This window comes from Micromonospora deserti, assembly GCF_003236335.1.
GTDB classification, from domain to species: Bacteria; Actinomycetota; Actinomycetes; order Mycobacteriales; family Micromonosporaceae; genus Micromonospora; species Micromonospora deserti.
In genome coordinates this window covers 1-24,605 of sequence record NZ_POUB01000015.1, presented here as the reverse complement: position 1 = coordinate 24,605, position 24,605 = coordinate 1, and the positions used below count along the sequence as shown (strand labels likewise).

Here is a 24,605-nt window from a genome sequence, read left to right as displayed (position 1 = left end):
GGGGCGCGCCGTTCGCCGGCCGCACGGGCGATCGGCGCGGGGATCGCCGGCACGCGCGGGCCGGCCACCGCCGGCGGCGTCAGGGGCCGCGCCGGGTCCGGCGTCGCCCCGGCGCGGGATCGTCGTCGGACCGTACCTGCGCCACCGCCTCGCACAGGTCGGTCAGCGGGTCGAGCCGCTGCACGGTGCAGGCGACACGCTGCAGCAGCGTCCGGAAGGTCGCGGTGTCGGCCGGGTCGAGCGCGCCGAGCAGGTGTGACTCGACGCGCTGGAGCGCCTGCTGCCGCTGCTCCCACGCGGCCCGGCCCGCGTCCGTGGCGCAGACGAGACGGCTGCGCCGGTCGGCGGGGTCGGCGCGGCGCTGCACGAGGCCCCGCCGTTCGAGATCGTCGATCAGGTAGGTCAGGACGGTGCGGTCGATGCCGAGATCCTCGGCGACCGCGCCCTGGTTGCGGGCCGGTTCCCGGACGGACGCGGTCAGCACCTGGTAGCCGCGGGGCCCACCGGGTATGCCCTCCAGCGCCTGGTCGGCGGCCTTGACGTAGGCGCGGAAGACCACGCCCAGCATCCAACCCAGGTCGTCGTCGAGCGGATCCGGCCGTGGATGTGCCGCGGTCGCACCGGTCATCCGTCGAGAATAGCCGAGCGCGACAGACCATGTTGGCAAAAGATGTTCTGTATGACATAACATCTGGCTGGCAACACTTCAGGGAGCTGGAAGGGACTTCGATGAGCGACTACGGCCACCCGCTGACCTTCGGGTCGTTCCTGACGCCCGGCAACGCCGACCCGGCCCGGGTGGTGGCGCTCGCCGCCCTCGCCGAGCAGGTCGGGCTGGACCTGGTCACCTTCCAGGACCACCCGTACCAGCCGGCCCACCTGGACACCTGGACGCTGCTGAGCTTCGTCGCCGCGCGTACCAGCAGGGTCCACCTGTCCGCCAACGTCACGAACCTCCCGCTGCGGCCGCCGGCGGTGCTCGCCCGCGGCGTGGCGAGCCTCGACCTGCTCAGTGGCGGTCGGATCGAGCTGGGCCTGGGCGCCGGAGCGTTCTGGGACGCCATCGAGGCGATGGGCGGGCGCAAGCTCTCTCCCGGCCAGGGCGTGCAGGCCCTGGAGGAGGCCATCGAGATCATCCGCCAGGTCTGGGACGCCCAGGCCCGGGGCGGTGTCCGCGTCGACGGCGAATTCCACCGCGTGGTCGGTGCCAAGCGCGGCCCGGCGCCCGCCCACGACATCGGCATCTGGCTCGGCGCCTACAAGCCCCGGATGCTCGCGCTGACCGGCCGCCACGCCGACGGCTGGCTGCCGTCGCTGGGCTACCTGCAACCCGGCGACCTCGCCAAGGGCAACGCGATCATCGACGACGCCGCGCGGCAGGCCGGGCGTGAGCCCGCCGCCGTACGCCGGCTGCTCAACATCAACGGCCGGTTCACCCCGGCCGGCCGGGGCCCGCTGCACGGGCCCGCCGAGCAGTGGGCCGAGGAGCTGGCCGACCTGGCCCTGACCGACGGCATCAGCACCTTCATCCTGGCCAGCGACGACCCCGACGACCTGCGCCGCTTCGCCGCCGAGGTCGCGCCCGCCGTTCGCGAGTTCGTCGCCACCGAACGGTCCTCCGCCGAACAGTCCACCGCCGCCACCGCCGCAGCCGGGCCGGCGGAGCCAGCGGTGCCGGCCCGTACCGCGCGGCCGGCGGAGCGGCCCACGTCAGTGAGTCCCGGCGCCTTCACCGTCGTGCCGACCCCCGACGACGGCATCCGCCGCAGCGGCGTCCGGGTCTGGGACGAGTCCGCCCGCCCCACCGGCCCGGCGCGCGACCCGGACCGCACCTACACCCCGCACGATCTGGCCAGCGGCCAGCACCTCGTCGACGTGCACGACGGGCTGCGCGCCGAGCTGGCGCAGATCTACGACCTCATCGAGCAGGTCGCGGCCGGGACGATGGACGCCGGCACCGCCCGCTCCCACATCAACACGATGACCATGCGGCAGAACAAGTGGACGCTGGGCACCTACTGCGAGTCGTACTGCCGGCTGGTCACCACCCACCACACCCTCGAGGACCGGTCGTTGTTCCCGCACCTGCGCCGCGCCGACGCCCGGCTCGCCCCGGTCATCGACCGGCTGGAACAGGAGCACCACCTCATCCACGACGTCCTGGAACGGGTGGACCGCGCCCTGGTCGCGTTCGTCTCCGTGCCGGACGGGATGGCCGAGCTGCGCGCCGCGGTCGACCTGCTCAGCGACACGCTGCTATCCCACCTGTCCTACGAGGAGCGGGAACTGGTCGAGCCGATCGCCCGCCTCGGCGTGTCCTGACCGCCGCCGGCCCGGTCGCCGCCCACGGTGCGCCACGCCGCCCAAGCGCCACGCCCCCCACAGCGCCACGCCGCCCACGGTGCCACGGTGGCCGATCCGGGCCACCGCGGCACCCCTGGGCGGACGCGGCCCCGGTCAGGCCACGTGGGTGAGGTAGCCGGCGATCGCCTCGTCGAGCACCGCACGGCCGGGACGCGCCCACACCTGCTCGGCGAAGACCTCCACCTCGACCGGGCCGGCGTACCCGGCGGCGTCCACGGCCTCCCGGAAGCGGCGCAGCTCGACGCAGCCGGTCCCGGGCAGCCCCCGGCCGAGCAGCACCCCGGCCGGCAGCGGCGTCACCCAGTCGGCGACCTGGAAGCAGGCGATCCGGTTCTCCCGCCCGGCCCGCGCGATCTGCGTCCACACCTGGTCGTCCCACCACAGGTGGTAGGTGTCGATGACGACGCCCACCGCCTCGGGCGGGTACGGGTCGGCCAGGTCGAGCGCCTGGCCGAGGCTCGCGACCACGCACCGGTCCGAGCAGAACATCGGGTGCAGCGGCTCGACGGCGAGCCGTACCCCGGCGGCCTGCGCGTGCGGGACGAGCGCCCCGATCGCCTCGCCGACGTGGGCCCGGGCGGCGTCGAGGTCGCGGCTGCCGGCCGGCAGCCCGCCGGAGACCAGCACCAGCACCGGCGCGCCGACCGCGGCCGCCTCGTCGATCGCCCGCCGGTTCTCCTCCAGCCAGCCCGGGGCGTCGAAGAAGCCGCCCCGGCACAGCGAGGTGACGGCGAGGCCGGCCTCGCGCACCAGTGCCGCGGCGTTGTCGACGCCGTACGCCGCCAGGTCCTCCCGCCACAGCCCGACCCCGGGAACGCCGGCGTCGACGCAGCCGGCGACCAGCTCGGGCAGCGGCCACCGTTTGGTGGTGGCCGAGTTGAGCGCGAACCGCTTCACTGCGCCACCCCTGCGGTAATCAGGTACGCCCGCGCCCGGTGCGCGGCCAGCTCGGCGTCGGGCAGCAGGCCGGCGGCGTCGGCCAGCCGGAGCAGCCGGGCCAGGTGGGCCGGCGACCGGCCGGACTGCAGCCCGCCCACCATGGTGAAGTGGTCCTGGTGCCCGGCGAGCCAGGCCAGGAACACGATGCCGGTCTTGTAGTAGAACGTCGGCGCGCCGAACAGGTGCCGGGCCAACGGCAGCGTCGGTGCGAGCAGCCGGTCGTACGTCCCCGGGTCACCGGCGTCGAGAGCGCGCAGCGCGGCGGCGGCCGGCGGCGCGATGGCGGCCAGAACGCCGAGCAGCGCGTCCGAGTGGCCCTGGTCGTCGCCGCGGATCAGCGCCGGGTAGTTGAAGTCGTCGCCGGTGTAGAGGCGCACCCCGGCCGGCAACCGCCGGCGCAGCGCGACCTCGAAGTCCTCGTCCAACAGCGACAGCTTGATCCCGTCGACCTTGCCGGCGTGCGCCGCGATCAGCGCCACCACGGTGTCGGCGGCCCGGGCCGGGTCGGGGTCGCCCCAGTAGCCGGCGAGGGCCGGGTCGAAGGCGGGACCGAGCCAGTGCAGCACCACCGGGCCGTCCGCGTCGTCGATCAGCCGGCCGTACACGTCGAGGTAGTCGTCGGCGGAACGGGCCGCCGCGGCGAGGTGACGGCTGCACATCAGCACCGGCCGGGCGCCGGCGTCCTGCACGTCGGCGAGCTGCTCGGCGTACGCCTTGCGGATCTCCTCGAGGGTGGCCGGGCCGGCCGGCAACTGGTCGGTGGCCACGCCCGCGCAGATCGCGCCCCCCTCGGCCCGGGCCGCCGCCGCCGAGCGGCGCACCAGTTCGCGGGCCGTCGGGTAGTCCAGCCCCATGCCACGCTGGGCGGTGTCCATGGCCTCGGCGACGCCGAACCCGTGCGACCACAGGTACCGGCGGAACGCGAGCGTGGCGTCCCAGTCGACGGCGGCGGGCGCGCCGGGGACGTTCTCGGCCCGCGGGTCGGCGACGACGTGCGCCGCGGCGTACGCGACCCGGCCGGTGAAGCGCGCGCCGGGCGCGGCGTGCTCGCCACCCTGGCCGGACAGGGTGATCGTGCCGTCGGGCAGGTTGAGCGTGGTGTTCACGGCGCCAGCTCCGGAATCTCCACGCGCCGGCCCTCGCGCGCCGACCGCAGGCCCAGCTCGGCCAGCTGCACGCCGCGTGCCCCGGACCACAGGTCCCAGGTGTACGGGGCGTCCTCGGCGACGTGCCGCAGGAACATCTCCCACTGCGCCTTGAACCCGTTGTCGTACACGTCGTTGTCCGGCACCTCCTGCCACTGCGACCGGAAGTCGTCGGTGGACGGCAGGTCGGGGTTCCAGACCGGCTTCGGCGTGCTGGCGCGGTGCTGCACGCGGCAGCGGCGCAGGCCGGCGACCGCGCTGCCCTCGGTGCCGTCCACCTGGAACTCCACCAGTTCGTCCCGGTTGACCCGGACCGCCCAGGACGAGTTGATCTGGGCGACCACTCCCCCGTCGAGTTCGAAGATGGCGTACGCGGCGTCGTCCGCGGTCGCGTCGTAGGGCTGGCCGTCCTCGTCCCACCGCTGCGGGATGTGGGTGGTGACGTGCGCGGTGACCGCCCGCACCGGCGCGAAGATCTGCTCCAGCACGTAGTGCCAGTGCGGGAACATGTCGACCACGATGCCACCGCCGTCGGCTGCCCGGTAGTTCCAGCTCGGGCGCTGCGCCTCCTGCCAGTCGCCCTCGAAGACCCAGTAGCCGAACTCGCCGCGCACCGACAGGATCCGGCCGAAGAACCCGCCGCGCACCAGCCGGTCGAGCTTGCGCAGGCCGGGGAGGAAGAGCTTGTCCTGCACGACGCCGTGCCGCACACCCGCCGCGTCGGCGGCGCGGGCCAGCTCGACCGCGCCGGACAGGGTGGTCGCGGTGGGCTTCTCGGTGTAGATGTGCCTACCCGCGTCGATGGCGAGTCGGATCGCCTTCTCCCGCTCGCTGGTGACCTGGGCGTCGAAGTAGACGGAGACGTCCGGACGGGCCAGGGCGGCGGCGAGGTCGGTGGTCCACTCGGTGAGCCCGTGCCGGGCCGCGACGTCGCGCAGCTTGGCCTCGTTGCGGCCGACCAGGACGAGTTCCGGCCAGAGCCGACCACCGCCGCGCAGCGGGACGCCGCCCTGCTCGCGGATCGCGAGCAGGGACCGGACCAGATGCTGCCGGTAGCCCATCCGCCCGGTCACGCCGTTCATGACGATCCCTATCGGGACACGTGCCGTCATCGCCACCCTCCAGGTAAGCGCGTCCTACGGGCACCCGACTGCCGGGTGCCGTGACCTCGTCCCGGTCTTCCCGGGTGCCGGTACGCCGGCGGGGAACGGCGGCAGCGCCGCCGCCGTTCCCCGCCGGGCCCGGTCAGGCCGGCGTCCCGGTCACCGTGAGGTGACGCAGTCGGCCGACGTTGTCGAACGAGCCGAAGCCGACCCGTCCGGAGCCGAACGTGGTGTCCTTCGCGGTCATCACCGGGTCCTTGCGCCCGTCGACATACACCGCGATCTCGCCGGTGGCCGGCAGGTGCACCACCCGAACCTTGTGCCAGTCGGCGTCGGTGATCGCCGGGTTCGCGCCGCGGGACCGGCCGTTCCACTGGTGGTCGATCCGCTCCCGGTCGGCGTTGTTGACCTTGAAAATGCCGTTGTGCGGGTAGATCGTGTTGTCGGTGGACAGGTGCGCGTAGTAGAACTCCGTGTCCGACCGCCAGCCGAAGACGATGATCACGTCCCGGTTGGTCACCTCCACCGGGGTGTCGAGCCGTACCCGCGCCTCCACCTCGACCGACGACCACTGCGGCCCGGCGGTCAGGACGGCGTACTCGAACGGCCGACGGGGGCCGGGCCGGCTGACGCCCGCCTCGGCGAGGATGACCTCGTCGTTGGTGAACTGCCACTTCGACGGGGTCACCGGCGCCCAGTTCTCCGCGCCCGCGGTCCGGTACAGGCGGGTGTCGCCGACATCGCCACCGGCGTACTCGCGGGTGTCGGTGACCTTCCAGACCTTGCCGTTGGCCTTGGCGAGGATGTAGAGCTCACCGGCGGCGTCGGTGCCGAAGCGCAGGTCGACCCGCTCGGGGTTGCCCGGCGCGCCAGGGCCGGAGAGGTCCTGCATCCGCACCGGGTTGCCGGCGGCGTCGAACAACGCGAGCCGGTGGGTCGGGGCCAGGCCACGCCCACGGCGCATCTGGTGCGCCTCGGTGTAGAGGACCCGGCCGTCGACGAGGTCACCGAAGACGTACTTGCCGCGCAGCGCGGGCAGGTCCCGGCCCCGGTAGACGAACCCGCCGGCCACCGCGACACCGACGTCCGAGGTGCAGTTCCACCCCGGTGCCGGGTCGTGGTCGTACGCGGCCACCGGGTACGTGTACCCGTACCGCTCGTCGTCGTTGGGCAGCGGGAAGAGCTTGTTGCAGGGGTTCGTGGCCGTCTTGTCGAAGACGAAGGCGCCCTCCCGCTCGCTCCAGCCGAAGTTGTCTCCGGGGCGGACCTCGTAGATCGCCTCGACGGAGTGCTCACCGATGTGGCCGAGGTACATCCGGCCGGTGGCGCGGTCCCAGCTGAACCGGTGCGGGTCGCGGAAGCCTACCGCGTAGATCTCGCCGAGCGCGCCGTCCTGACCGACGAAGGGGTTCGACGGCGGGATGCCGTACCGCCCGTTGGCGGAGTTGGTGCCCTGCGGGTCGATGCGCAGCAGCTTGCCGTGCGGCACGGCCATGTTCTGCGGGTCGGTGTTACGCACGCCGAGGCCGCCGTCGCCGACGGCGAGATACAGCAGGCCGTAGTCGCTGTCGTCCCGCTCCGCCGTGGGGTTGAAGTTGATCTCCTGGACGCCGTGGATCTGGCCGCCGAACCCGATGCGCAGTACCTCACGGCGGCTGCCGGCGAAGGTGTCGGCGGCCGGGTCGGTCGCCGTCCACTCGGTGATGACGCCGTGGTAGACGGTGTTCGTCTGGGCGAAGTCCGGGACCTTGGTCGTGGCCGAGGCCCGTTCGGTGTGGATGGTGTAGAACCGGCCGTTGGTGCCGAACTCCGGGTGGAACGCGACGTACCCGAAGCCCTGGCCGAGGCCGCGACCGGAGAAGAACTGCGGGGCGAACGTGGCTGCCACGTCGAGGTAGACGTGCGGCACGCCGTCCTCGACCAGGTAGAGGTTGCCGTTAAGGTCGGGTACGGCACGGCGGCCGGAGCCGTCCGGCAGCTCCATGATCGTGTTGATCCGGGCGGTCCGCATCAGCCGCTGGTCGACCGGGGCCGGGTTGGGGAACGACTGCGGGAAGCTGACGTACTCGGTGAGGACCAGCCCGAGCCGGGACTGGGTCGGCATCTCGGGGATCGGGTCGTAGACCGGGTCGGCGGCCCGGGCGGGGCCGGCGACCAGGGTGGACAGGACGAGGGTGGCGGCCGTCAGCCCGGCCGCCAGGGCGGATCTGCGGATCCTGCCGTTACTGCGCACGCGAATCTCCTTCTCGGTGGGACGGTGCCGAGGGTGGTCAGCGGGCCATGTAGCGGTACTGCTTCTCGACGTCGCTCGCCGAGACCACGCTGTCGAGGAACATGAGGCCGTCCATGCGGCAGTCGCAGGGGTTCCGTTCCAGCGTGTCCTGCGGGAAGCTCCCGCCGATCTTGATGCCCCGGGGGTCGGAGGCGGTGGTCACGTGCGGGCCGGGCCCCGACACCAGCCACGGGTCGCCGGTGCGGGTGTAGAAGCCGTCCACCGGCTGGCCGTTGCGATAGAGCGCCATGGCGCCGGTGGTGAAGTCGAAGGTGGCGGCGAGGTGCACCCACTGCCCCTTCGGCAGCAGGGTCCGCCAGTCCTCGCCGGCGGCGAACATCTGCGAGTTGCCGCCGTCGAGACGCCGGCCGAGCGCGACCAGGCGCAGCTCGCCGTTGACGTCGATGAGTTCGAGCAGCGCCCGCACCCCGTGGCCGTCGGAGTCGCCGGTCAGCACGCCGGCCAGCCCGATCGCGTTGAACCGGTCGGTGGGGTTGGCGGTGGTGGAGTTCAGCGCGGGCTGGTCCATCTCCAACTTGAACCAGCCCATCACGGTGGTGCCCTCCACGCCGCTGAAGGCGCGCAGGGTGCGGACGCCGCTGGCCGAGAAGATGCCGGCCTTCCAGTCGTCGTTGCCGGCCTGGGCGGGGTTGACCTGCCGGGTCTGCAGCGCGTCGCCGCTGCGCTTGTAGGCCCGGTCGGGCACGCGCATGGCGGCGCCGCCGTTGACGAGTTCGATCTCGGTGCCGGAGCGGCCCTGGTCGCGTTCGAGCGCGACGTCGCCCTCCACCGGGTGGTCGAAGTCGTAGTAGGCGACCAGGTGCGATCGCAGGTGCGGGTGGACGTCGCGCGGGCGGTCCGGGTCCGCCTGCGCCGGTGGGGCCCCGGCGCCGGCCACGACACCGGCCACCAGCAGAGCGGCGGTGGCGGCGGCGGCGCGTCTGGCTCTGGACATCGCGTAGACCTCGTTTCGCGTCGGCGCGGGACGTAACCGCTTTCGTAAGCGCTTACTGGCCCGCGGTGAACCCTGTCGTGGAGGTGACTACCGCTTGGGCGAGACCGGTGGCTCGGCGGGCCGGCCGCCGAGGTACAGCTCGCCGAGTTGAGGATCGGCCAGCAGCTGCCCCGCCGGCCCGGAGATGTGCACCCGCCCGAGGTCGAGCACGCATCCGAGGTCGGCGTTCTCCAGCGCCCGCCGGGCGTTCTGCTCCACGAGCAGCACCGCCGTACCGGCGTCACGCATCCGCACGACCTGTTCGAACACCGTGCTGGTCGCCTTCGGGTCCAGGCCCATGGACGGCTCGTCGAGCAGCACGACCTTTGGGTTGACCATCAGCGACCGGGCGAACTCCACCTGCTTCTGCTGACCGCCGGAGAGCAGCCCGGCCAGCGAACCCCAGCGCTGCGCGACCACCGGGAAGAGTTCCTTGACGAACGCGGTCCGCTCGGCGACGAGCGCCTTGTCCTTGAGCGTGTAGCCGCCGAGGAGCACGTTCTCGGCCACGGTCATCTCCCGGAAGACGCTGTGCCCCTGCAGGACGTGCGCCACACCCGAGGCGAGCATCCGCTGCGGGCCCTGGCCGGTCACGTCCACACCCCCGACGAGGATTCGCCCGGTGCGCGGCTTGAGCAGCCCGCTGGCCACCTTCAGCACGGTCGACTTGCCGGCGCCGTTGGGCCCGACGAGGCAGACGATCGTGCCGGCGGGCACGGAGACGGTGAGACCGCGCAGCACCGGCGCGGCGCGCCCGTAGCCGGCCTGGACGTCGACGAGTTCGATTTCAGACGCCAAGGTATGCCCCCAGCACGCGTTCGTCGGTGCGGATGAGCGACGGCGGCCCCTCGGCGATCGGGCGGCCACGGTCGAACACCACGATGTGGTCACTGACACTCATCACCAGGTCCATGTTGTGCTCGACGATCACGAAGGTCCTCCCCTCGGCGTTGAGCTCGCGGACCAGGGTGCCGATCCGGTCGAGCAGCGCCGGGTTGACCCCGCCGGCCGGCTCGTCGAGCAGCACCGTCTCCGGGTCGCTCATCAGCACGCCGGCGAGCTCCAGCAGCTTCTGCTGGCCCCAGGACATGGTGCGTGCCTCGACGTCGGCGAGGTGCTCGATGCCCAGCCGGGTGAGCCACCCCCAGGCCCGGTCGACCTCGACCCGCGCCCTCGCGCCGCGCAGCTGGCCGACCAGGCCGGCCGGGCGGACCGCCGCGAGCACGTTGTCCAGCGCCGACATCCGGGGGAACACCCGGCACAGCTGGAAGGTGCGGCCGATGCCGGCGCGGACGATGGCGTGCGGCGCCCTGCGGGTGATGTCCTGCCCCCGGTAGGTCGTCTGCCCGCTGTCCGGCCGGATCATCCCCGTGACACAGTTGAAGAATGTCGTCTTGCCCGACCCGTTGGGCCCGATCAGGGCGTTGACCTGCCCGTGCCGGAACGTCACGGTGGCACCGTCGAGCGCCACCACGCCGCCGAACGCCTTGGTCAGGTTCGCCGTGGCCAGGCTGCGCACCTCGGTCATGCCCGCTCCCTCGTCGACTGTGGGCGCCCGCCGGCGGTGGCCGCCGCGGCGTCGCCCCGGTCCCGGGTGCCCTCCGCCGCGCTCGCGGCGGCCCGCTCGTCGCGCAGCTGCGCCGCGGTGACCTCGCGGATGGAGCTCTGCGTCGGCCGCGACAGCCGGTTGAGCAGCCCGCCGATCGCCGGCAGGACACCGTCGGGCATGAACAGCACGACCAGCGCGAGCAGCAGGCCGGTCGCGACCAGGTGCAGCGGCGTGTTGCCGAACTCCACCTTGAAGTACTCCAGCGCGAACCCGACCACGAGCGCGCCGACCACCGGCCCGAACAGGTGCCGGACCCCGCCGAGCAGCGCCATCAGCACCATGTACGAGCCGGTCAGGATCGAGAACTGGAAGACCGGGTCGAGATCGCCGAACCAGAGCGCGTAGAGCCCGCCGGCCAGGGCGGTGAAGCCGGCCGAGACCACGAACACCACCAGCTTGTACGCGAAGGTCGGCGTCCCCAGCGCCTCCGCCTTGTCCTCGTCCTCCCGGATCGCCTTGAGCCCGAGCCCGAACCGCGAGCGGTCGATCAGCCACCAGGCCAGCAGCGCGAGGCCGAGCAGTCCGGCGAAGAGGAAGTAGAAGACGCGGTGGTGCTCGGGGCGCAGCAGCCCGGGGAACGGCCGCGGCACCACCAGGCCCCGTGACCCGCCGGTGAGCGAGGCCCAGCTCTGGAACACCAGCAGCAGGATCAGCACCAGCGCGATGGAGACGATGACGAACGAGGCGCCGCGTACCCGCAGCGCCGCGAAGCCGATCGGCACCGCGAGGGCGGCCACCAGCAGCGCCGCCACGGCCAGGGCCACGAAGCTCGGCAGGCCGGCCCTGGTCACCAGCAGGGCGGTGCCGTACGCGCCCAGCCCGGCCAGGGCCCCGTGCCCGAGGGAGATGTAACCGGTGAACCCGCCGACGAAGTTCCACGACGTGGAGAGCACCGCGTAGTTCAGTACGACGACGCCCGCCGACAGGATGTACGGGTTGGGCGCCAGGGACGGGAACGACAGCACCGCGGCGGCGAGCACGAGAACCGCGACCGCCGGGACGATCCGGCCGACGGGCCGGCGCGCCAGGGTCACCGCCGGCGCGGTGGCCGCCGTCGGCGCCGTGGTCGGTTCAGAAGCGCTGGGCAAGGCGACCTCCGAAGAATCCCTGTGGCCGGAACGCGAGCGTCGCGAACAGGGCTAGGTAGAAGATGGTCTGCGCCCATGTGGTACCGAGCGGGATCTGCAGCAGGCTCTGCATCAGGCCGAGCACCATCGCGGCCATCGCGGCGCCGGGGACGCTGCCCAGGCCGCCGACCACGATGATGGCCATCAGCGGGCCGATCCAGTGCCAGTGCAGCGACGGATAGATGGTCGTGTCGAGGGCGAGGGCGGTGCCGCCGACCGCGGCGGTGGCCAGGCCGATCCCGAAGCCGTACCCGGCCACCCGGTCGGTCTCGATGCCGACCAGCCGGGCCGCGTCGCGGTGCTGGATCGTCGCGCGCAGCGCCCAACCGAACGTCGTCTTCTTCATCAGCAGGTAGAGGGCCGCCAGCGCGACCGCGGCGAGGCCGAACGCGATCAGCTTGACCACCGCGATGCGGGCCCCGAAGAGGCCGAAGCTCGCCGAGCCGTAGCCGAGCTGGATGCGCCGCTGGGTGCCGGTGAACACGTACCCGAGCAGCCCTTCGATGACGACGGCGATCGCGAAGGTCAGCAGCACCGACATCATGGTCAGGGTGACCGGGCGCAGCCGGGCCAGGAGCAGCCGTTGCAGCAGCACGCCGCACCCGAAGAACAGCGGCACGGTGACGACCATCGACAGCAGCGGATCGACGCCCAGCCGCGAGTGCGACCACCAGGCGAGGTACGCGGCGAGGATGAGGAACGCCGAGTGGGCGATCATCACCACCCGCATGATGCCGAAGTAGAGGGTCAGGCCGGCTGCCAGGAGGGCGTAGAGCCCGCCCAGCAGCAGACCCAGGATGACGCTCTGGAAGAGCAGCGCACCGGAGGGCATCGGTGCCTACCAGGCCGGCTTCGGGTAGATGAGGTCGGCCTCCTTGGCGTCGGCCGGCAGCACGATCTGGATCTCGCCGCCCACCCACTGCTGGATCATGTGGGCGCCCTTCGGCTTGCCCGTCGCGTCCCAGGAGAGCGGGCCGACGACGGTCTCCACCGTGTTGCTGCGTACCCAGTCGACCAGCTTCTGCTGGCACGCGCCCTGCTCGGCGCAGCCCACCGCGGTGACCGCCGCCGCGACGACCTGGCCGGTCGTGTACGCGTTGGCCTCGTCCTCCTCCGGCGGCGTGCCGAACTGCGCCGTGTACTTCTCGACGAACTCCTTGTTGCTGGGGTAGGGCGCCTTCTGGGTGTAGCCGGTCGGCGCGAGGATCCCCTCGGTCTTGTTGCCGATGGCCGCGGCGAACTCCGGGTTCGTCGGGGCGGTGGAGAAGGCCGCCAACTTCGGCTGGTACTGGAGCTGTTGCAGGGCGACGATCAGGTTCACGCCGTCCTGGTACTGCGAGCCGCCCACCACCAGGTCGGCCCTGGACGCCGCGATCTTCGCGGCGATGCTGCCGAAGTCGGTGGTGTTGGGCGGGTAGACCTCGTCGACGACGGTACGGATGCCGCCCGCCGCGAGCTTCTCCTTGAGCCCGTACGCCGTGCCCTGCGCGAACGGGTCGTCCATCGCCGCGTACGCCGCGGTCTTGGGCCGCTGGTCGGGCGGCAGCGCGAGCAGGTAGTCGGCCAGGTGGTTGTAGTGGTCGTTGGCCACCGCCGGGGCCGCGTAGAACAGGTTCTTGAAGCCCTGCTCGAAGACCTCCTTCGCCGCGCCGGCGGGCTCGACGAAGAGCATCCCGTACTCCTCGGCGACGCGGGCCGCCGGCACGACGAGCCGGGTCGAGAACGGACCCACCACCAGGTCGACCTGGTCGGAGCCGATGAGCTGTTCGTAGTCGGCGACCACGCGGTCGGCGTTGGACTGGTCGTCGAGGATCTTCAGCTCGACCTTACGGCCGAGCAGGCCACCCTTGTCGTTGGTGATCTTTGCCCAGGCCTCGTAGCCGCGCTGGACGCCCTTGCCCGGCTCGGAGAAGTCTCCGGTCAGCGGGAGGGAGATCCCGATCACAATCGGATCATCGGCAGTGTTCGATCCACCACCGTCACCGCTGCACGCAGCCAGTGCAAGTGTCATGGTCGCGCCGAGTGCTGTCATCCACTGCATTCGCCTGAAACGGGTTGTCATCCCGTGACGCTCCTTTGCCGGGACGGAAGCGCTTACGAAAGCGCTTTCGTAGCCTAGGCTGTGTCCAGCGTCACTGGCAATAGCCTGATGACATCGATGTTTCTGGGGAGTTGCAGGATGCCCAAGCCTGGCCCGAGGCTGCGCCTCATCGACGTGGCGGAACGCGCCGGGGTCTCACTGGCCACCGCCTCCCGCGCCCTCTCCGGCCGCGAAGGCGTCAGCGAGGAGGTGGCCAGCCGGGTCCGGCAGGTCTCCAAGGAGCTCGGGTACGTCGCCAACCCGTACGCCCGCACCCTGGCCGGCGGCACGAGCTCCACCGTGGGCCTCGTGGTCCACCAGGTCGACGACCCCTACTTCTCCGAGATCGCCGGCGGCGTCATCCAGGTGGCGGCCGAGGAGGGGCTGCTCGTGCAGATCTGCCACTCCGGCCGCGACCCCGACGAGGAGCTGCGCCAGCTGCGACACCTCATCACCCAGCGGGTCGGGATCATCCTCATCGCCGGATCCGGCTACAGCGACCCGCGGGTGGAGGCCGAGGCTCGGGCCCAGCTGTCGGAGTTCCAAGCCCTCGGCGGGCGGGTCGCGGTGATCGGGCGGCACGCGCTCGGCGTCGACGCCGTCCTGCCCGACAACGAGGCCGGCGGCCGGGCGCTCGCCGAGCACCTGCTGGAACTCGGGCACCGGCGCATCGCGGTCGCCGCGGGCACCGCCGGGCTCACCACCGTCGCCGACCGCCTCGCCGGCGTCTCGTCGGCCCTGCGCCAGCGCGGACTCTCCCTCGACACCCTCCCCGTCGTGCACGGCGACTTCACCCGCGACGGCGGTCGGGTCGCGGCCGAGCAGATCCTGCGCGACCACCCGGGAACCACGGCGATCATCGCGCTCAACGACGCGATGGCGATCGGGGTGCTCTCGACGATGCGCGCGCACCGCATCCCCGTGCCAGAACGGATGTCGGTCGTCGGTTTCGACGACGTCTCGGTCGCCGCCGACCTCGCGCCGAGCCTGACGACCATCCGGCTGCCGATGACCGACATGGGCCGGATGGCGCTCACCCTCGCGCTCAAACCCCGGTCGACCCGCCCCCGGCGCCGCTCGACCGGGCACGTGCTGGTGGTACGCGACTCGACCGGCCCCACCCCGCGCGACTGACCAGCCACCCCCGATCCGGCCGGGTGACGCGGCCACCCGGCGAGCTCCGGGTGGCCCCGATCGGATCACCCAACGCGCGGGGCTGAGCCTGTGCACCCCGACCCCGGCCCGGTCGTCCACCCACCGCGATCCGAACGCGGCAGCCAGCCGTGGGCGCCGCCCGGACCATCCGGTGGGTCGAGGTGGCCACCGACGACACCCTGTAGACCTGGACCGGCACCTTCGTCGCGCCCGCGACCGGCAGCTACCGGCTGACCTGCCAGCTCGATCTGGGGGCGCCCGGTCAGCGGTACGCGGTCACCCGGGAGCCGGAGCCGCGACTGGCGCTGCGGCTCTGGCTGGACGGCACCCGGGGACGTCTCCCTCATAGATCAACGACGGTCTCGCTGACCCACCGAGACCGTTGCGCTGACCGGTTGAACCCGCCCCGGCAGGGTGCGTCTTCGACTTGACACAACTGCCCGGCTTGCGCCGGCGGTGCCCGCCGCCGGCACACTCGTGGCACGCGCGGCATCACGATTCAGGAGCTGTAACGAAAGTCCACCGGCGAGACATTTTCCTTGCATTCGGTGCCAACTGATGCCGAGCACTCAACCCAATAGTCAGTCCCCGCCGGGACTTGATAAGTCCGTGAGCTCCTCCATGCCGTCGTCATAAACGATGCACCGCGGTTTGTTACCTCGACCGTCTGCCGCTCGCCGCCGACCACGAGATCTAGTTCGAGCACCCACTCTACGGTGCCTTTGGTGGTGGCCGTCAGGTCGAAAATCTCAGTCTCTCCCTTCTGGAGAGTGAACCCGAAAAGCGGTATCCGTCCAGCTATCTCTTCGGCATAGGCGGCAGCCGGTTCCTCAGCATCTAGATCGATGACCACTCGCCTAGGGGTGGCGACTCCTTGCGCTCCGCCGCAGCGCAACTCGACGCCGGCCGGCTCGGGCGTTCGAGTATGGCGGATGACCTTGGCTCGTAGGTTGTCGATCAGAACGCCCTGGTCGGTAACGCCTTGCACAACGAGTCGAACCCGGCTCACGTCGCGGTCGACGGCGCCGTTGTGGCGCGCCCAGTCGACTATCTCGCTGCAGCCTATGGGTGGCTGACCCGCGGGCTTGGCGTCCTTCGGCATGACCAGGCCAAACTCGTCGCTACCCCAGGTGTCCACCGTGGCAGGATTACTCACGACGTTCACCGCGATAGGGCGGGTGTCCGGCGGGTCCAGCACCTTCGGCACGTAGATCCCGACTGCGGCGCCGATCACGGCACTTGTCACACCACCGGCAAGGAACCACCATCCCTTGTTTATTGACGCAAGCAGCCGACGCTTGGGCGTCAGGGGTTCTGTCGTCACTTGTTGGTGCCCTCCCACGATCCCACCTGCGTGCCACCGGAAACGGACCACACCTGGCCGTCCTCAAGAAAATGCGTGAGTAGCCACTTGCCGTCTTCCGTGAACATCACGTCCGCACCGGCATAGCTCGGCCCTTCGGTTGGATCCAATTTGGGCAGCCGCCATCTCGAAATTTCGCGGCGGCTGGCCACGTCCCAGAGCGAGACTTCGCCCTCCGGAATGACAAACGCCACATGGCGGGCTTCGCGGTCAACGGCAGCCGACGTCGGCAGGCAACCACACGGCACCCATTCGAAGGTCTTACCCCGGGTCGACCACAGCAGAAAGCCGTCATCACCGGCGGCCACCACGTGCTTACCGCCGTCGAACACCGCGAGCTCGTCGGCCCACCAGATGCGGCCCGGGTCACTCTGAACCTCAATGTACGGCGGTTGCGGCGACGTCAGTCGCCGCCCAGTCCGTACGTCGAACAGCACGAACTTCCCGTTCCGGTCCTCGATGAACTCCTCCGTGACCAGGTATGAGCTGTCGGCCGAAAACCTCACCTTCACCAAATGCTGGCTGTGCATGGCCGTAGGATTCTTGGTGGTGAAATCATAGAGGATCACCGAATCGAAAACCCCTACCGCGAGGAACCGACCGTCAGGCGAGAAGTCCATACCACCCCAGCCCGAGCCACTGTCAAACCAATCGAACTGGCCTCCAGCAGTCGACGTGATCTCGACCCGGCCATCAGCATCGACACGTGCCTCAAATCGCCCATCCGGACTGATATGCGCGCCTCCCATCACCCTGCGCGCCTGGTCGAACGCCCTACCAGCTGGTGGTGCCGCGCTGGCCGACTGTTCAACGATGGTGTCCGTGCCGTCGAACCTCGTCGGCTCGGGCGGTGACCCGCAGGCGGTCAAGGCAAACGGAACGAGGGCGGATACGACCATCCACCGCAGGATGTTCACGGCGCTCCCCACATAGCCGTCCGAACGGATACACATCAGCGAATCAGAGCCTGTCAAGGTCTCTGAGGTCAGGGCTAACGAGCTCGCGCATGGTTGTGGGTGCTTGATGGACGGCCTTCCGGTGTTTCAATCCACTGTGTTGCGTCATCGTCGTGCGATCTGCTCTTCGAGGTCATCGCCGAGCTGGTGGCCGAGCTGGGTCCGGTGTGGCAGGACCGGCAGGAGGCCCGGTTGACCGTCCGGACCCGGCGGCGAGCGGTGTCGCCGGCGCCCGCTACCGGGCTGGTCTTCGTCGGCCGGCTGCTGGCCACCCTGGCCTGCCTGCACCACGGCGCGACCCCACGATGTGCTGGTGGCATGGTTCGGGGTGGATCGCTCCACGATCCGGGCGGTGGGCGAGATCCGACCGCCGAAGAGTCATCTCGGCCGGCTCGCGCTGGAGCTCATGGTCTCGCGCCCGCTGGACGGAACGCCGCCCGGCGCACCGGATCCTCCTCGCCCTCCAGCAAGGTTCGTTTATGAATGTTCGTGAATGGATTGGTTCGAGCTATGGCGCCCCGATTCGGCTTCGATTACCAAGGGGTTGCCCACGTGTGAACCGTCGATGGGCGGGCGTTGCCGCGCCGGCCCGACGGCATCGTCGCAGGACCGGACAGCGGGATTGTCACCGGGCGCCCGGTTCCCGCCGCCCCCGCGACGGTCTCCCGTCCTACAGAAGGGGTAACGCAGTGACAACGAGCAGACGGCTCCTGCCGCTCGCGATGGTGCTCGCCCTGACGACCGGCCTGGTCGTAGCGGCGGTCGCCGGCTACGGCGGGCCCGCCCAGGCGGCACCGGTCACCATCACCAACGGCACCCAGTTCACCGACACCAGCGGTAACCCCCTGCACGCCCACGGCGGCGGCGTGCTCAAGGTCGGCACCTTTTACTACTGGTTCGGCGAGAACCGCAACCCGAACAACACGTTCCGGGCGGTATCGGTCTACCGCTCGACCGATCTGCGTAACTGGGAGTTCCGCAACAATGTTCTCACCCAGTCGTCGGCCGCCGAGTTGCAGGTCGCCAACATCGAGCGACCGAAGGTCATCTACAACGCCAGCACCGGACGCTACGTCATGTGGATGCACAAGGAAAACGGCACGAACTACAGTGAGGCCCGCGCCGCGGTGGCTTCGTCGGCAACCGTAGACGGCGACTACACCTACCACGGCAGCTTCCGCCCGCTGGGGCACATGTCCCGGGACATCACCCTCTACAACGACAACGGCACCGGCTACATGATCTCGGCTGCCGACGAGAACTACGACCTGCACATCTACCGGCTCACCCCGGACTACCGCACCGTCGCCAGCCTCGTCGGCAACTTCTGGAACGACGCCCACCGCGAGGCTCCCGCCTTGTTCAAGCGCGGCGGCACCTACTTCATGTTGACCTCGGGAGCAACCGGCTGGAGCCCGAACCAGGCCAGGTACGCAACCGCGTCAAGCATCTCCGGCCCGTGGACCGGCTGGACCAACGTGGGTGACTCCACCACCTTCCGCTCCCAACCCACGTTCGTCCTGCCGATCCAGGGCACCTCCACGACGAGCTACCTGTACATGGGCGACCGCTGGGCCGGCGCCTGGGGCGGGCCGGTCAACGACTCGCAGTACGTCTGGCTGCCGATCACCTTCCCGTCCAGCACCAGCATGAGCCTGAACTGGGCTCCGTCGATCACCATCGACACGGTCGCCGGCACCATCACCGCAAACCCGCCGACGTACCACCGGGTGACGAACCGCAACAGCGGCAGGGTGATGGACGTGGTGAGCAATTCGACGGCCAACAATGCCGAGGTCAAGCAGTACGGCTGGAACGGTGGTGGGAACCAACGCTGGGAGTTCCAGGACGCCGGTGGTGGCTACTTCCGCGTCGTCAACCAGAACAGCGGCAAGTGCCTCGACGTGGCCTCGGGCTCGACCGCCGACGGAGCCAACATCATCCAGTACACCTGCGGCAGCGGCACAAACCAGCAATGGCAGTGGGCGACGAGCGGTGATTACTTCCAACTGCGGGCCCGTCACAGCGGCAAGTGCCTCGACGTCGTCAACGCCGGCACCGGCGACGGTGCCGACATCCAGCAATACACCTGTGGCAACGGCACCCACCAGCAATGGTCTCGCACCGCGGTGTGACGTGAACGCGTCCGGGGTGCGGGAGCACTACGTGCTGGCACCGTGCGCGGGTCGGTGAGGTCGGCGGCGGTGAGGCCGGGGTGGGCAAGCAGAGCGCGGGCGGTGGTGGTGCGGTCGGCAGTCCGACAACAACGGAGGAACCCCCTCCTATCGCTTTTCGCCTAGGAGGGGGCCCTTCCCAACCGCTCAGCGCTGGTCGAAGGCAACCGCTCACCGAAGGGCGAACGTGACCACGTTATCGCTCTATATGTTGGCCGACGGCATCCACGTCACCGTGCACCTCGACGAGGACAAGCTCTGCCTGCTGCTCATCGTGGGGGTCCGCGCCGACGGAACCAAGCAGTTGGTGGCCCTGGCCGACGGATACCGCGAGTCGACCGGCTCCTGGGGCGATCTGCTGCGCGACTGCGCCCGGCGTGGCGTGCGCGCCCCGCTCCTGGCCGTCGGCGACGGCGCGCTGGGGTTCTGGGCCGCGCTGCGCGAGGTGTTCCCTGATTCCCGGGAACAGCGGGACTGGGTGCACAGACCGCCAAACGTGCTCGCCGCGCTAGCGAAGTCCACGGATCCGGGCGCGAAGGCCGCCCTGGCCGAGATCTGGGGCGCCGAAGACAAGACCCACGGCCAGCTGGCCGCGAACCGCGCCACCGGCCTCGCGATGGCATTCAAGCTCAACGAAGCCGTCCAGGACCGGTGGCGAGTTGTCAACGCACCCCACCTCGTCGCACTGGTCCACCAACTGCTCCACCGATGCCTTCTCAGGACTCACGCGAAGCGGGATGAAAGGCCCGGTGCCGAGAACTCCTTGAACGGCCTACCGGTCACGGCTAGCACGATGTAGGCGTGTAGGGAGCTGCCCTCGGCGGCGACAGCCTCGGCCGACAGGTTCATCCGCACGATTGCGTCTTCGCGGCCGCGAGTGCCACCGCCAAGCGGCGACGGGCGCCGATCTCGGTCGTGTCCAACGGGGTCAATGCCTGGATCGCCCCGACGAGGTCGATCCTCAAGAGGGCGGGGATGAGCCACCGGGCAAGGACGGTGTCCTCATCGGCCGCGCGACGGGCAGCGAGCGCCCGGATGGCAGACTTCGTACGCTTCGTCCTCGGGGTTCGTCGTCGGTTCCGCGGCCGGCCCGAAAAGCACGGCGGTCCGCGAGCGCCAACTCCGTCGCCGCCGCGAGAACCCTGGCGGTGAGGCCTGGCCGGGTCACCGACAATCTGAGCTACCGCCTGGTGACGGTTCCGCTTCTCTTGGTCGCCGAGCAGGACCACGAACAAGCCGGCAAGCTGGTGCCGGAATGCGTCCGGAAGTAGCCGGACCGAAACGGGATTACAGTGGCCTGCCGTTGCTCTGACTCCAACTCGGAGACGTCGACGTCCGCAGCGGCGCCGCACCGCGGCGAGCCCTTGCTCGGGTAGCCGACTCCCGCACACTGTAGGGGTGGATCTAGGTAGGTACCTTCGCGCGACGACGGCGAGCATCGAGGAAGTACGTCCCACGATATGGATCAAGGATGACGATCAACCACACACATGGGCCGCCGAGAAGTACCAGGCCGCTCTCCTCGACCAGTACAAGCTTTACGTCGAGATGGCGGACCGGATCAGTGCCCGGCGTGGACTTATGAACACCTTCTTCCTCACGCTGAACACGGTCATCGTCACGGCGTTCGGAGCATTCTGGAAGGACCCTCCCACAGCTCCCGTGTGGTACCTGACCGCTCCGGCGGTCGTACTGCTGATGCAGTGCGCCGCGTGGTTCTGGCTCCTGCGGTCATACCGGCAGCTCAACTCGGCGAAGTACATCGTGATCGGCGCACTGGAGGAGCGGCTGCCCGCCTCGCCGTACTGGCGCGCCGAGTGGAAGGCGCTCGGTGAAGGCAAGGACCCGTCGAGGTACTGGCCGCTGACCCACCTCGAGCAGTGGGTTCCCGTGTCGTTCGCGCTGGTGTACCTCGGCGCTTTCATCATCGCCCTGATCGCCTGACGGGCGGACACCCCGTGTGCCGTCGACAACCCGACAGTGCCCCATCTTCCGCGCGACTACCGTATCGCCGGTGTCGACACCCGGAGCACTTCGGCGGACAGCGCTGGTAGCCGCGTTCACCGCGCTGCTCGTCCTCGCCAATGTCTGGGCCGTCGCCACGGCTCCGGCACGCCCCACCAGGAGCGCGCCGCCGGCATCGGACGTGCTTCTCGGCTCGGATTCGCCGGTTCCCGGCCTCCGAGCGGCACCACGAGAACCCCAGGACCAGCCACCCGGCGACTACCCACCGGCGCCCGACGGCTCACCATGTGATCGAGCCCGAAGCCGGTGGACCAATGAAGCGCGCGCCGTGTTCGTCGTCAGTGTCGTGCGGTGCGGCTCGTTTCAGTGGGTGGCCCATCGACAGGCTCGGGTCCTGGACGACGCGGCGTGGTTCGACGCGGACGTTCGCCCGGTCCACGCCCTGCCGCACGGGCGGCGCGTCTCCATCATGCGCCCCACCGGACGGGTCGACATTCCCGTTCCGTTCGTTCAGGTCGTGGCTCGGCGCGGCCCCTACCTGGTGCAGGTTTCGGTGGCGACGACGACCGCGGCGCTCCCGGCGGATGCGGCGACCGCCGAGGCGTTGGCCGTCGGGCAGTCTACGGTCATCGACGGCGACTTCGGTGCTGGCGTGCACCTGCTCGAGTTGAGGACGTTGGTTGCGCGAACGGCGTGGGCGTACGCCCTCGTACTCCTCGGTCTCTACCTGCTGGCGAACGTCGTAGCGGGCGTGCGCGCCGCCCGCCGGCGCCTGCGCGCCGCGACCCCGGCACCACGCGACGGCGACCTGCGATGGACCGACGTCACCGGCCGCGCACGGTACCTCAGCGGGGTGACCCGGGCCCGGTTCTGGCTGGTCATCGTCGCGTGGGCCTGCGCCGGACTCATTCCCGGCCCCGTCGCCGTACGCGTTGCCGTGTCGGGTGTAGCCACTATCTGGTTCGTACTCAACCGGTGGCATACGCCCGCGAGCCGCCAGCTTTGGGGGCGGCACGCCGAACGGCAGGTGTGGACAGGACGCAACCGCGGCGCAGCCGGTGCGTATTCGGCGCTCGCGGCGATCCTCCTCGTCGTCGGGATCGTGAGCCTGATCGCACCGGCCGTTCTGCTCGCGCTCGCGACCACCGAGTACGTCGGCCCGGACTGGCGCTGGAACCCTGCCGTCATGGCGGACCATTTCCACCTCTGGCGACTCGTTCCGCCGGCGCTGCTGGCCGTGGACCTGCTGGTCGTGTCGGCCGCGATCCTGCAGTTGGGCGTCGTGTTTCACGCGAAGGCCCGCCGGCGGGCCGTCCTGGACGCGCCCGGCAAGCTCGCCGCCGACGGCCGGCCGCCGATCCTGTTCCTGCGGAACTTCTCCGACGACGACGTGACCATCCGCACCAGTCCGCTCACCCGCAAGGCGATCGTCGACAAGCTCGGGCTGCGACAGTTCGAACGCTTCGAGGAGATCCTGGTGCGTTACCTCTCGGTGTACGGGCCCGTCATCGCGATCAACAACCCGATGAAGAGGGCCCCGCTGGGCGCGGCGCGTCAAACACTCCCCATGGAGTCCTGGCACGAGACGGTGAGCGACTACGTCGGTTCCAGTGCGATGATCGTCGTCGCGGCGGCGCCCGACCAGGTAACCGAAGGGCTTGCTTGGGAGCTGGCGCAGCTGTCCGCGCTGGGCGCCGTGTCACGAACGCTGTTCGTCATCCCCCCGTACCCTCGCGAGGAACTGACCGCTAGGTGGGCACGCTTCAGGCAGATGAGCGGTAACATCTCGATTCCGGGGAGCGTTGACGACAAGCTCGACAGGCTGCTTGTCCTCGCCGATGGAGAGGACCGGTGGCACGGCTATCACGCGGCTCGGCGCACCGACTGGGCCTACGCCGTCGCGATCGCCGGAGCGGCCGAACACGTCGCGCGGCGAAAGGGCGGGGTCGCTTCGGGCTCAGCCCAGTAGCAGGGCGGAAGCCGGTTTGAGCAAGCTCGCGAGGACGCCGATGAGGATCGCCAACTTGGCGACGCGCGGCGGTGCGGCGGCTGCGTGCAGCGGTGTCTTGGCCGGCGGCGCCGGCGTGAGCACGTGAGCACGTGGGCATGCGCCGCGCCGAAGCCGATCCAGGCGTTGGGTCGCGGCGCTCTTCCGGGTCGGCGACTAGGCCGAGCGCGAGGGCTCCGGCCGGCATGGCACCGAGGCCGAAGCTGCGCGAGACCTGCTGGGCGATCCGCAGGGCGCGCGAGGCGGAGCCGGTGTACGCGAACGCGACACCATTCCAGGTACCCGCCGGTCTCGACACGGTCGCGGGTGTCCGCCCGGCGCCCACGGCCTCGGCGCTGCGGGCATGGAGCCAGCTCCGGTCCACCAGAGTTCCAGCGAGAGCTCGCCCGGTTGGAAGCATCCGACGGGAACTACTGGATTCGGCAGGCAATCCGAGAGATCCGACTCGACCCCTAATTGGCGGTGCCGCTATGGGACGTCTCGCAACCCCGGCGCCTGTCCGATGAGGACGGTCGCCGAGGATGCCTGGATGCACGTGATGTCCGCAGCACGCGTCGAGTGGATCTTTCCGTTCACTGGCCTGCAGCCAACCCAGTTTCGCCGGCTGGTCCGGCTGGTCGGCCGAGGGCGGTGGGGACACGATCGCCGACGGCCGACCGGGCCGGCAGTGGGCGCACGATCATGATCAGGGCAATCACAGCCGCAAGCGCTGCCAGAAGATCCCAACCGTTCCGCCATCCGGAGGTCATGATTCATCGTTGCAGATCCCGATGGCGCTCATCGGACCTCGTCGGTGAGGCGTTTGGTGGGTTGTCGATCATCGCGATGTGGATCATGCTGGCGGAGTTGTCGGGTAGGGCCTCGTAGTCACGGGCGAGGCGTCGGTGCTGCATGATCCAGCCGAGGGTGCGTTCGATGACTCATCGCCGTTTGACCACGGAGAGCCCTCTGATCTGGGGATCCTTGGGACGACCTCGACGTCGATGCCGAGGGTGGCGCCGCCAGGGCCCGATCCAGCCCATCAGCTCCCCGGTCGGCACCGCCACCGTCGACGGCCGTAGCTGGGAGGTCTGGCGCGGCAGCAACGGCGCCAACAACGTCATCTCGTACCTGGCCCCGTCGGCGATCAGCAGCGCGAACCTCAACCTGCTGGCCTTCATCAACGACACCGCAACCGGGGCGCGATCACCGACAGTTGGTACCTGACCAGCATCCAGGCCGGCTTCGAGCCGTGGCAGGGCGGCGCCGGCCTCGGCGTGACCTCCTTCTCGGCCAACGTCAACGGCGGCGGCTCGACCACCCCGCCCACGACCACCCCGCTGTCTCTTATACCCATCTGACGCTGCCGACG

At 70.3% G+C, this 24,605-nt stretch carries 18 protein-coding genes and 4 pseudogenes; 8 read left to right on the top strand and 14 right to left on the bottom strand.

Features of this window, described 5'->3' with window-relative positions:
• Positions 1-79 precede the first annotated feature (79 nt).
• On the bottom strand, positions 80-628 hold the full coding sequence (locus tag C1I99_RS04355) for a MarR family winged helix-turn-helix transcriptional regulator (protein WP_111132842.1): 549 nt from the start codon (positions 626-628) through the stop codon (positions 80-82).
• A gap of 101 nt (positions 629-729) precedes the next feature.
• Between C1I99_RS04355 and C1I99_RS04350 the strand changes: the two genes are divergently transcribed.
• Positions 730-2,322 (top strand): LLM class flavin-dependent oxidoreductase, encoded by a 1,593-nt coding sequence (locus tag C1I99_RS04350; RefSeq protein WP_111132841.1) that lies wholly within the window; start codon positions 730-732, stop codon positions 2,320-2,322.
• A 135-nt stretch (positions 2,323-2,457) separates the two neighbouring features.
• Here C1I99_RS04350 and C1I99_RS04345 read toward each other — a convergent pair whose 3' ends face one another.
• The 10 genes from C1I99_RS04345 to C1I99_RS04300 form a co-directional block, all read right to left on the bottom strand.
• The gene (locus C1I99_RS04345) at positions 2,458-3,261 is read right to left on the bottom strand and encodes a sugar phosphate isomerase/epimerase family protein (RefSeq protein ID WP_111132840.1); all 804 of its coding nucleotides are present in this window, start codon (positions 3,259-3,261) and stop codon (positions 2,458-2,460) included.
• A complete protein-coding gene (locus tag C1I99_RS04340; protein WP_111132839.1) occupies positions 3,258-4,409 on the bottom strand; it encodes a DUF993 family protein in 1,152 nt (383 codons plus the stop codon). Before C1I99_RS04340 ends, C1I99_RS04345 begins: the two co-directional genes overlap by 4 nt.
• The gene (locus tag C1I99_RS04335) at positions 4,406-5,560 is read right to left on the bottom strand and encodes a Gfo/Idh/MocA family protein (RefSeq protein WP_111132838.1); all 1,155 of its coding nucleotides are present in this window, start codon (positions 5,558-5,560) and stop codon (positions 4,406-4,408) included. The genes C1I99_RS04340 and C1I99_RS04335 overlap by 4 nt, the downstream gene beginning before the upstream one ends.
• 133 nt (positions 5,561-5,693) lie before the next feature.
• Positions 5,694-7,784 carry a PQQ-dependent sugar dehydrogenase gene (locus C1I99_RS04330; RefSeq protein ID WP_233512321.1) on the bottom strand — a complete coding sequence of 697 codons (2,091 nt, stop codon included), beginning with the start codon at positions 7,782-7,784 and terminating at the stop codon, positions 5,694-5,696.
• A 37-nt stretch (positions 7,785-7,821) separates the two neighbouring features.
• Positions 7,822-8,778, bottom strand: coding sequence for a LamG-like jellyroll fold domain-containing protein (locus C1I99_RS04325; RefSeq protein ID WP_111132836.1), 957 nt, complete (start codon positions 8,776-8,778; stop codon positions 7,822-7,824).
• A gap of 87 nt (positions 8,779-8,865) precedes the next feature.
• Positions 8,866-9,615 (bottom strand): ABC transporter ATP-binding protein, encoded by a 750-nt coding sequence (locus C1I99_RS04320; protein WP_111132835.1) that lies wholly within the window; start codon positions 9,613-9,615, stop codon positions 8,866-8,868.
• Positions 9,605-10,345, bottom strand: a complete 741-nt coding sequence (locus C1I99_RS04315) for an ABC transporter ATP-binding protein (protein WP_111132834.1) — start codon at positions 10,343-10,345, stop codon at positions 9,605-9,607. Before C1I99_RS04315 ends, C1I99_RS04320 begins: the two co-directional genes overlap by 11 nt.
• The gene (locus tag C1I99_RS04310; protein WP_233512320.1) at positions 10,342-11,514 is read right to left on the bottom strand and encodes a branched-chain amino acid ABC transporter permease; all 1,173 of its coding nucleotides are present in this window, start codon (positions 11,512-11,514) and stop codon (positions 10,342-10,344) included. Before C1I99_RS04310 ends, C1I99_RS04315 begins: the two co-directional genes overlap by 4 nt.
• Positions 11,498-12,385 carry a branched-chain amino acid ABC transporter permease gene (locus C1I99_RS04305; protein ID WP_111132832.1) on the bottom strand — a complete coding sequence of 296 codons (888 nt, stop codon included), beginning with the start codon at positions 12,383-12,385 and terminating at the stop codon, positions 11,498-11,500. The genes C1I99_RS04310 and C1I99_RS04305 overlap by 17 nt, the downstream gene beginning before the upstream one ends.
• Positions 12,386-12,391: 6 nt before the next feature.
• Positions 12,392-13,498 (bottom strand): amino acid ABC transporter substrate-binding protein, encoded by a 1,107-nt coding sequence (locus tag C1I99_RS04300; RefSeq protein WP_233512319.1) that lies wholly within the window; start codon positions 13,496-13,498, stop codon positions 12,392-12,394.
• Between the two features lie 234 nt (positions 13,499-13,732).
• Between C1I99_RS04300 and C1I99_RS04295 the strand changes: the two genes are divergently transcribed.
• On the top strand, positions 13,733-14,767 hold the full coding sequence (locus tag C1I99_RS04295; RefSeq protein ID WP_111132831.1) for a LacI family DNA-binding transcriptional regulator: 1,035 nt from the start codon (positions 13,733-13,735) through the stop codon (positions 14,765-14,767).
• Between the two features lie 520 nt (positions 14,768-15,287).
• Here C1I99_RS04295 and C1I99_RS04290 read toward each other — a convergent pair.
• On the bottom strand, positions 15,288-16,112 hold the full coding sequence (locus tag C1I99_RS04290) for a hypothetical protein (RefSeq protein WP_146603887.1): 825 nt from the start codon (positions 16,110-16,112) through the stop codon (positions 15,288-15,290).
• Entirely contained in the window at positions 16,109-17,068 is a 960-nt protein-coding gene (locus C1I99_RS04285) for a WD40 repeat domain-containing protein (RefSeq protein ID WP_146603886.1), read from the bottom strand. The genes C1I99_RS04290 and C1I99_RS04285 overlap by 4 nt, the downstream gene beginning before the upstream one ends.
• A 761-nt stretch (positions 17,069-17,829) precedes the next feature.
• Here C1I99_RS04285 and C1I99_RS04275 point away from each other — a divergent pair.
• From C1I99_RS04275 to C1I99_RS04255, 5 genes and pseudogenes are all read left to right on the top strand, one after another.
• A complete protein-coding gene (locus C1I99_RS04275) occupies positions 17,830-19,242 on the top strand; it encodes an RICIN domain-containing protein (RefSeq protein WP_111132828.1) in 1,413 nt (470 codons plus the stop codon).
• A 181-nt stretch (positions 19,243-19,423) separates the two neighbouring features.
• Positions 19,424-20,080 (top strand): annotated as a pseudogene (locus C1I99_RS04270) (transposase); the annotation flags it as partial.
• Positions 20,081-20,679: 599 nt separating this feature from the next.
• Positions 20,680-21,225, top strand: a complete 546-nt coding sequence (locus C1I99_RS04265) for a RipA family octameric membrane protein (protein ID WP_199561941.1) — start codon at positions 20,680-20,682, stop codon at positions 21,223-21,225.
• A 349-nt stretch (positions 21,226-21,574) separates the two neighbouring features.
• Complete coding sequence (locus C1I99_RS04260; protein WP_111132827.1) at positions 21,575-23,215, top strand: hypothetical protein; 1,641 nt, start codon at positions 21,575-21,577, stop codon at positions 23,213-23,215.
• A gap of 568 nt (positions 23,216-23,783) precedes the next feature.
• Positions 23,784-23,934 (top strand): annotated as a pseudogene (locus C1I99_RS04255) (IS5/IS1182 family transposase); the annotation flags it as partial.
• Between the two features lie 97 nt (positions 23,935-24,031).
• Here the strand turns inward: C1I99_RS04255 and C1I99_RS04250 are convergent.
• Positions 24,032-24,254: pseudogene (locus tag C1I99_RS04250) on the bottom strand (transposase); the annotation flags it as partial.
• Between C1I99_RS04250 and C1I99_RS04245 the strand changes: the two are divergent.
• A pseudogene (locus C1I99_RS04245) lies at positions 24,254-24,573 on the top strand (GH12 family glycosyl hydrolase domain-containing protein); the annotation flags it as partial. The pseudogenes C1I99_RS04250 and C1I99_RS04245 overlap by 1 nt on opposite strands.
• Between the last annotated feature and the right edge of the window lie 32 nt (positions 24,574-24,605).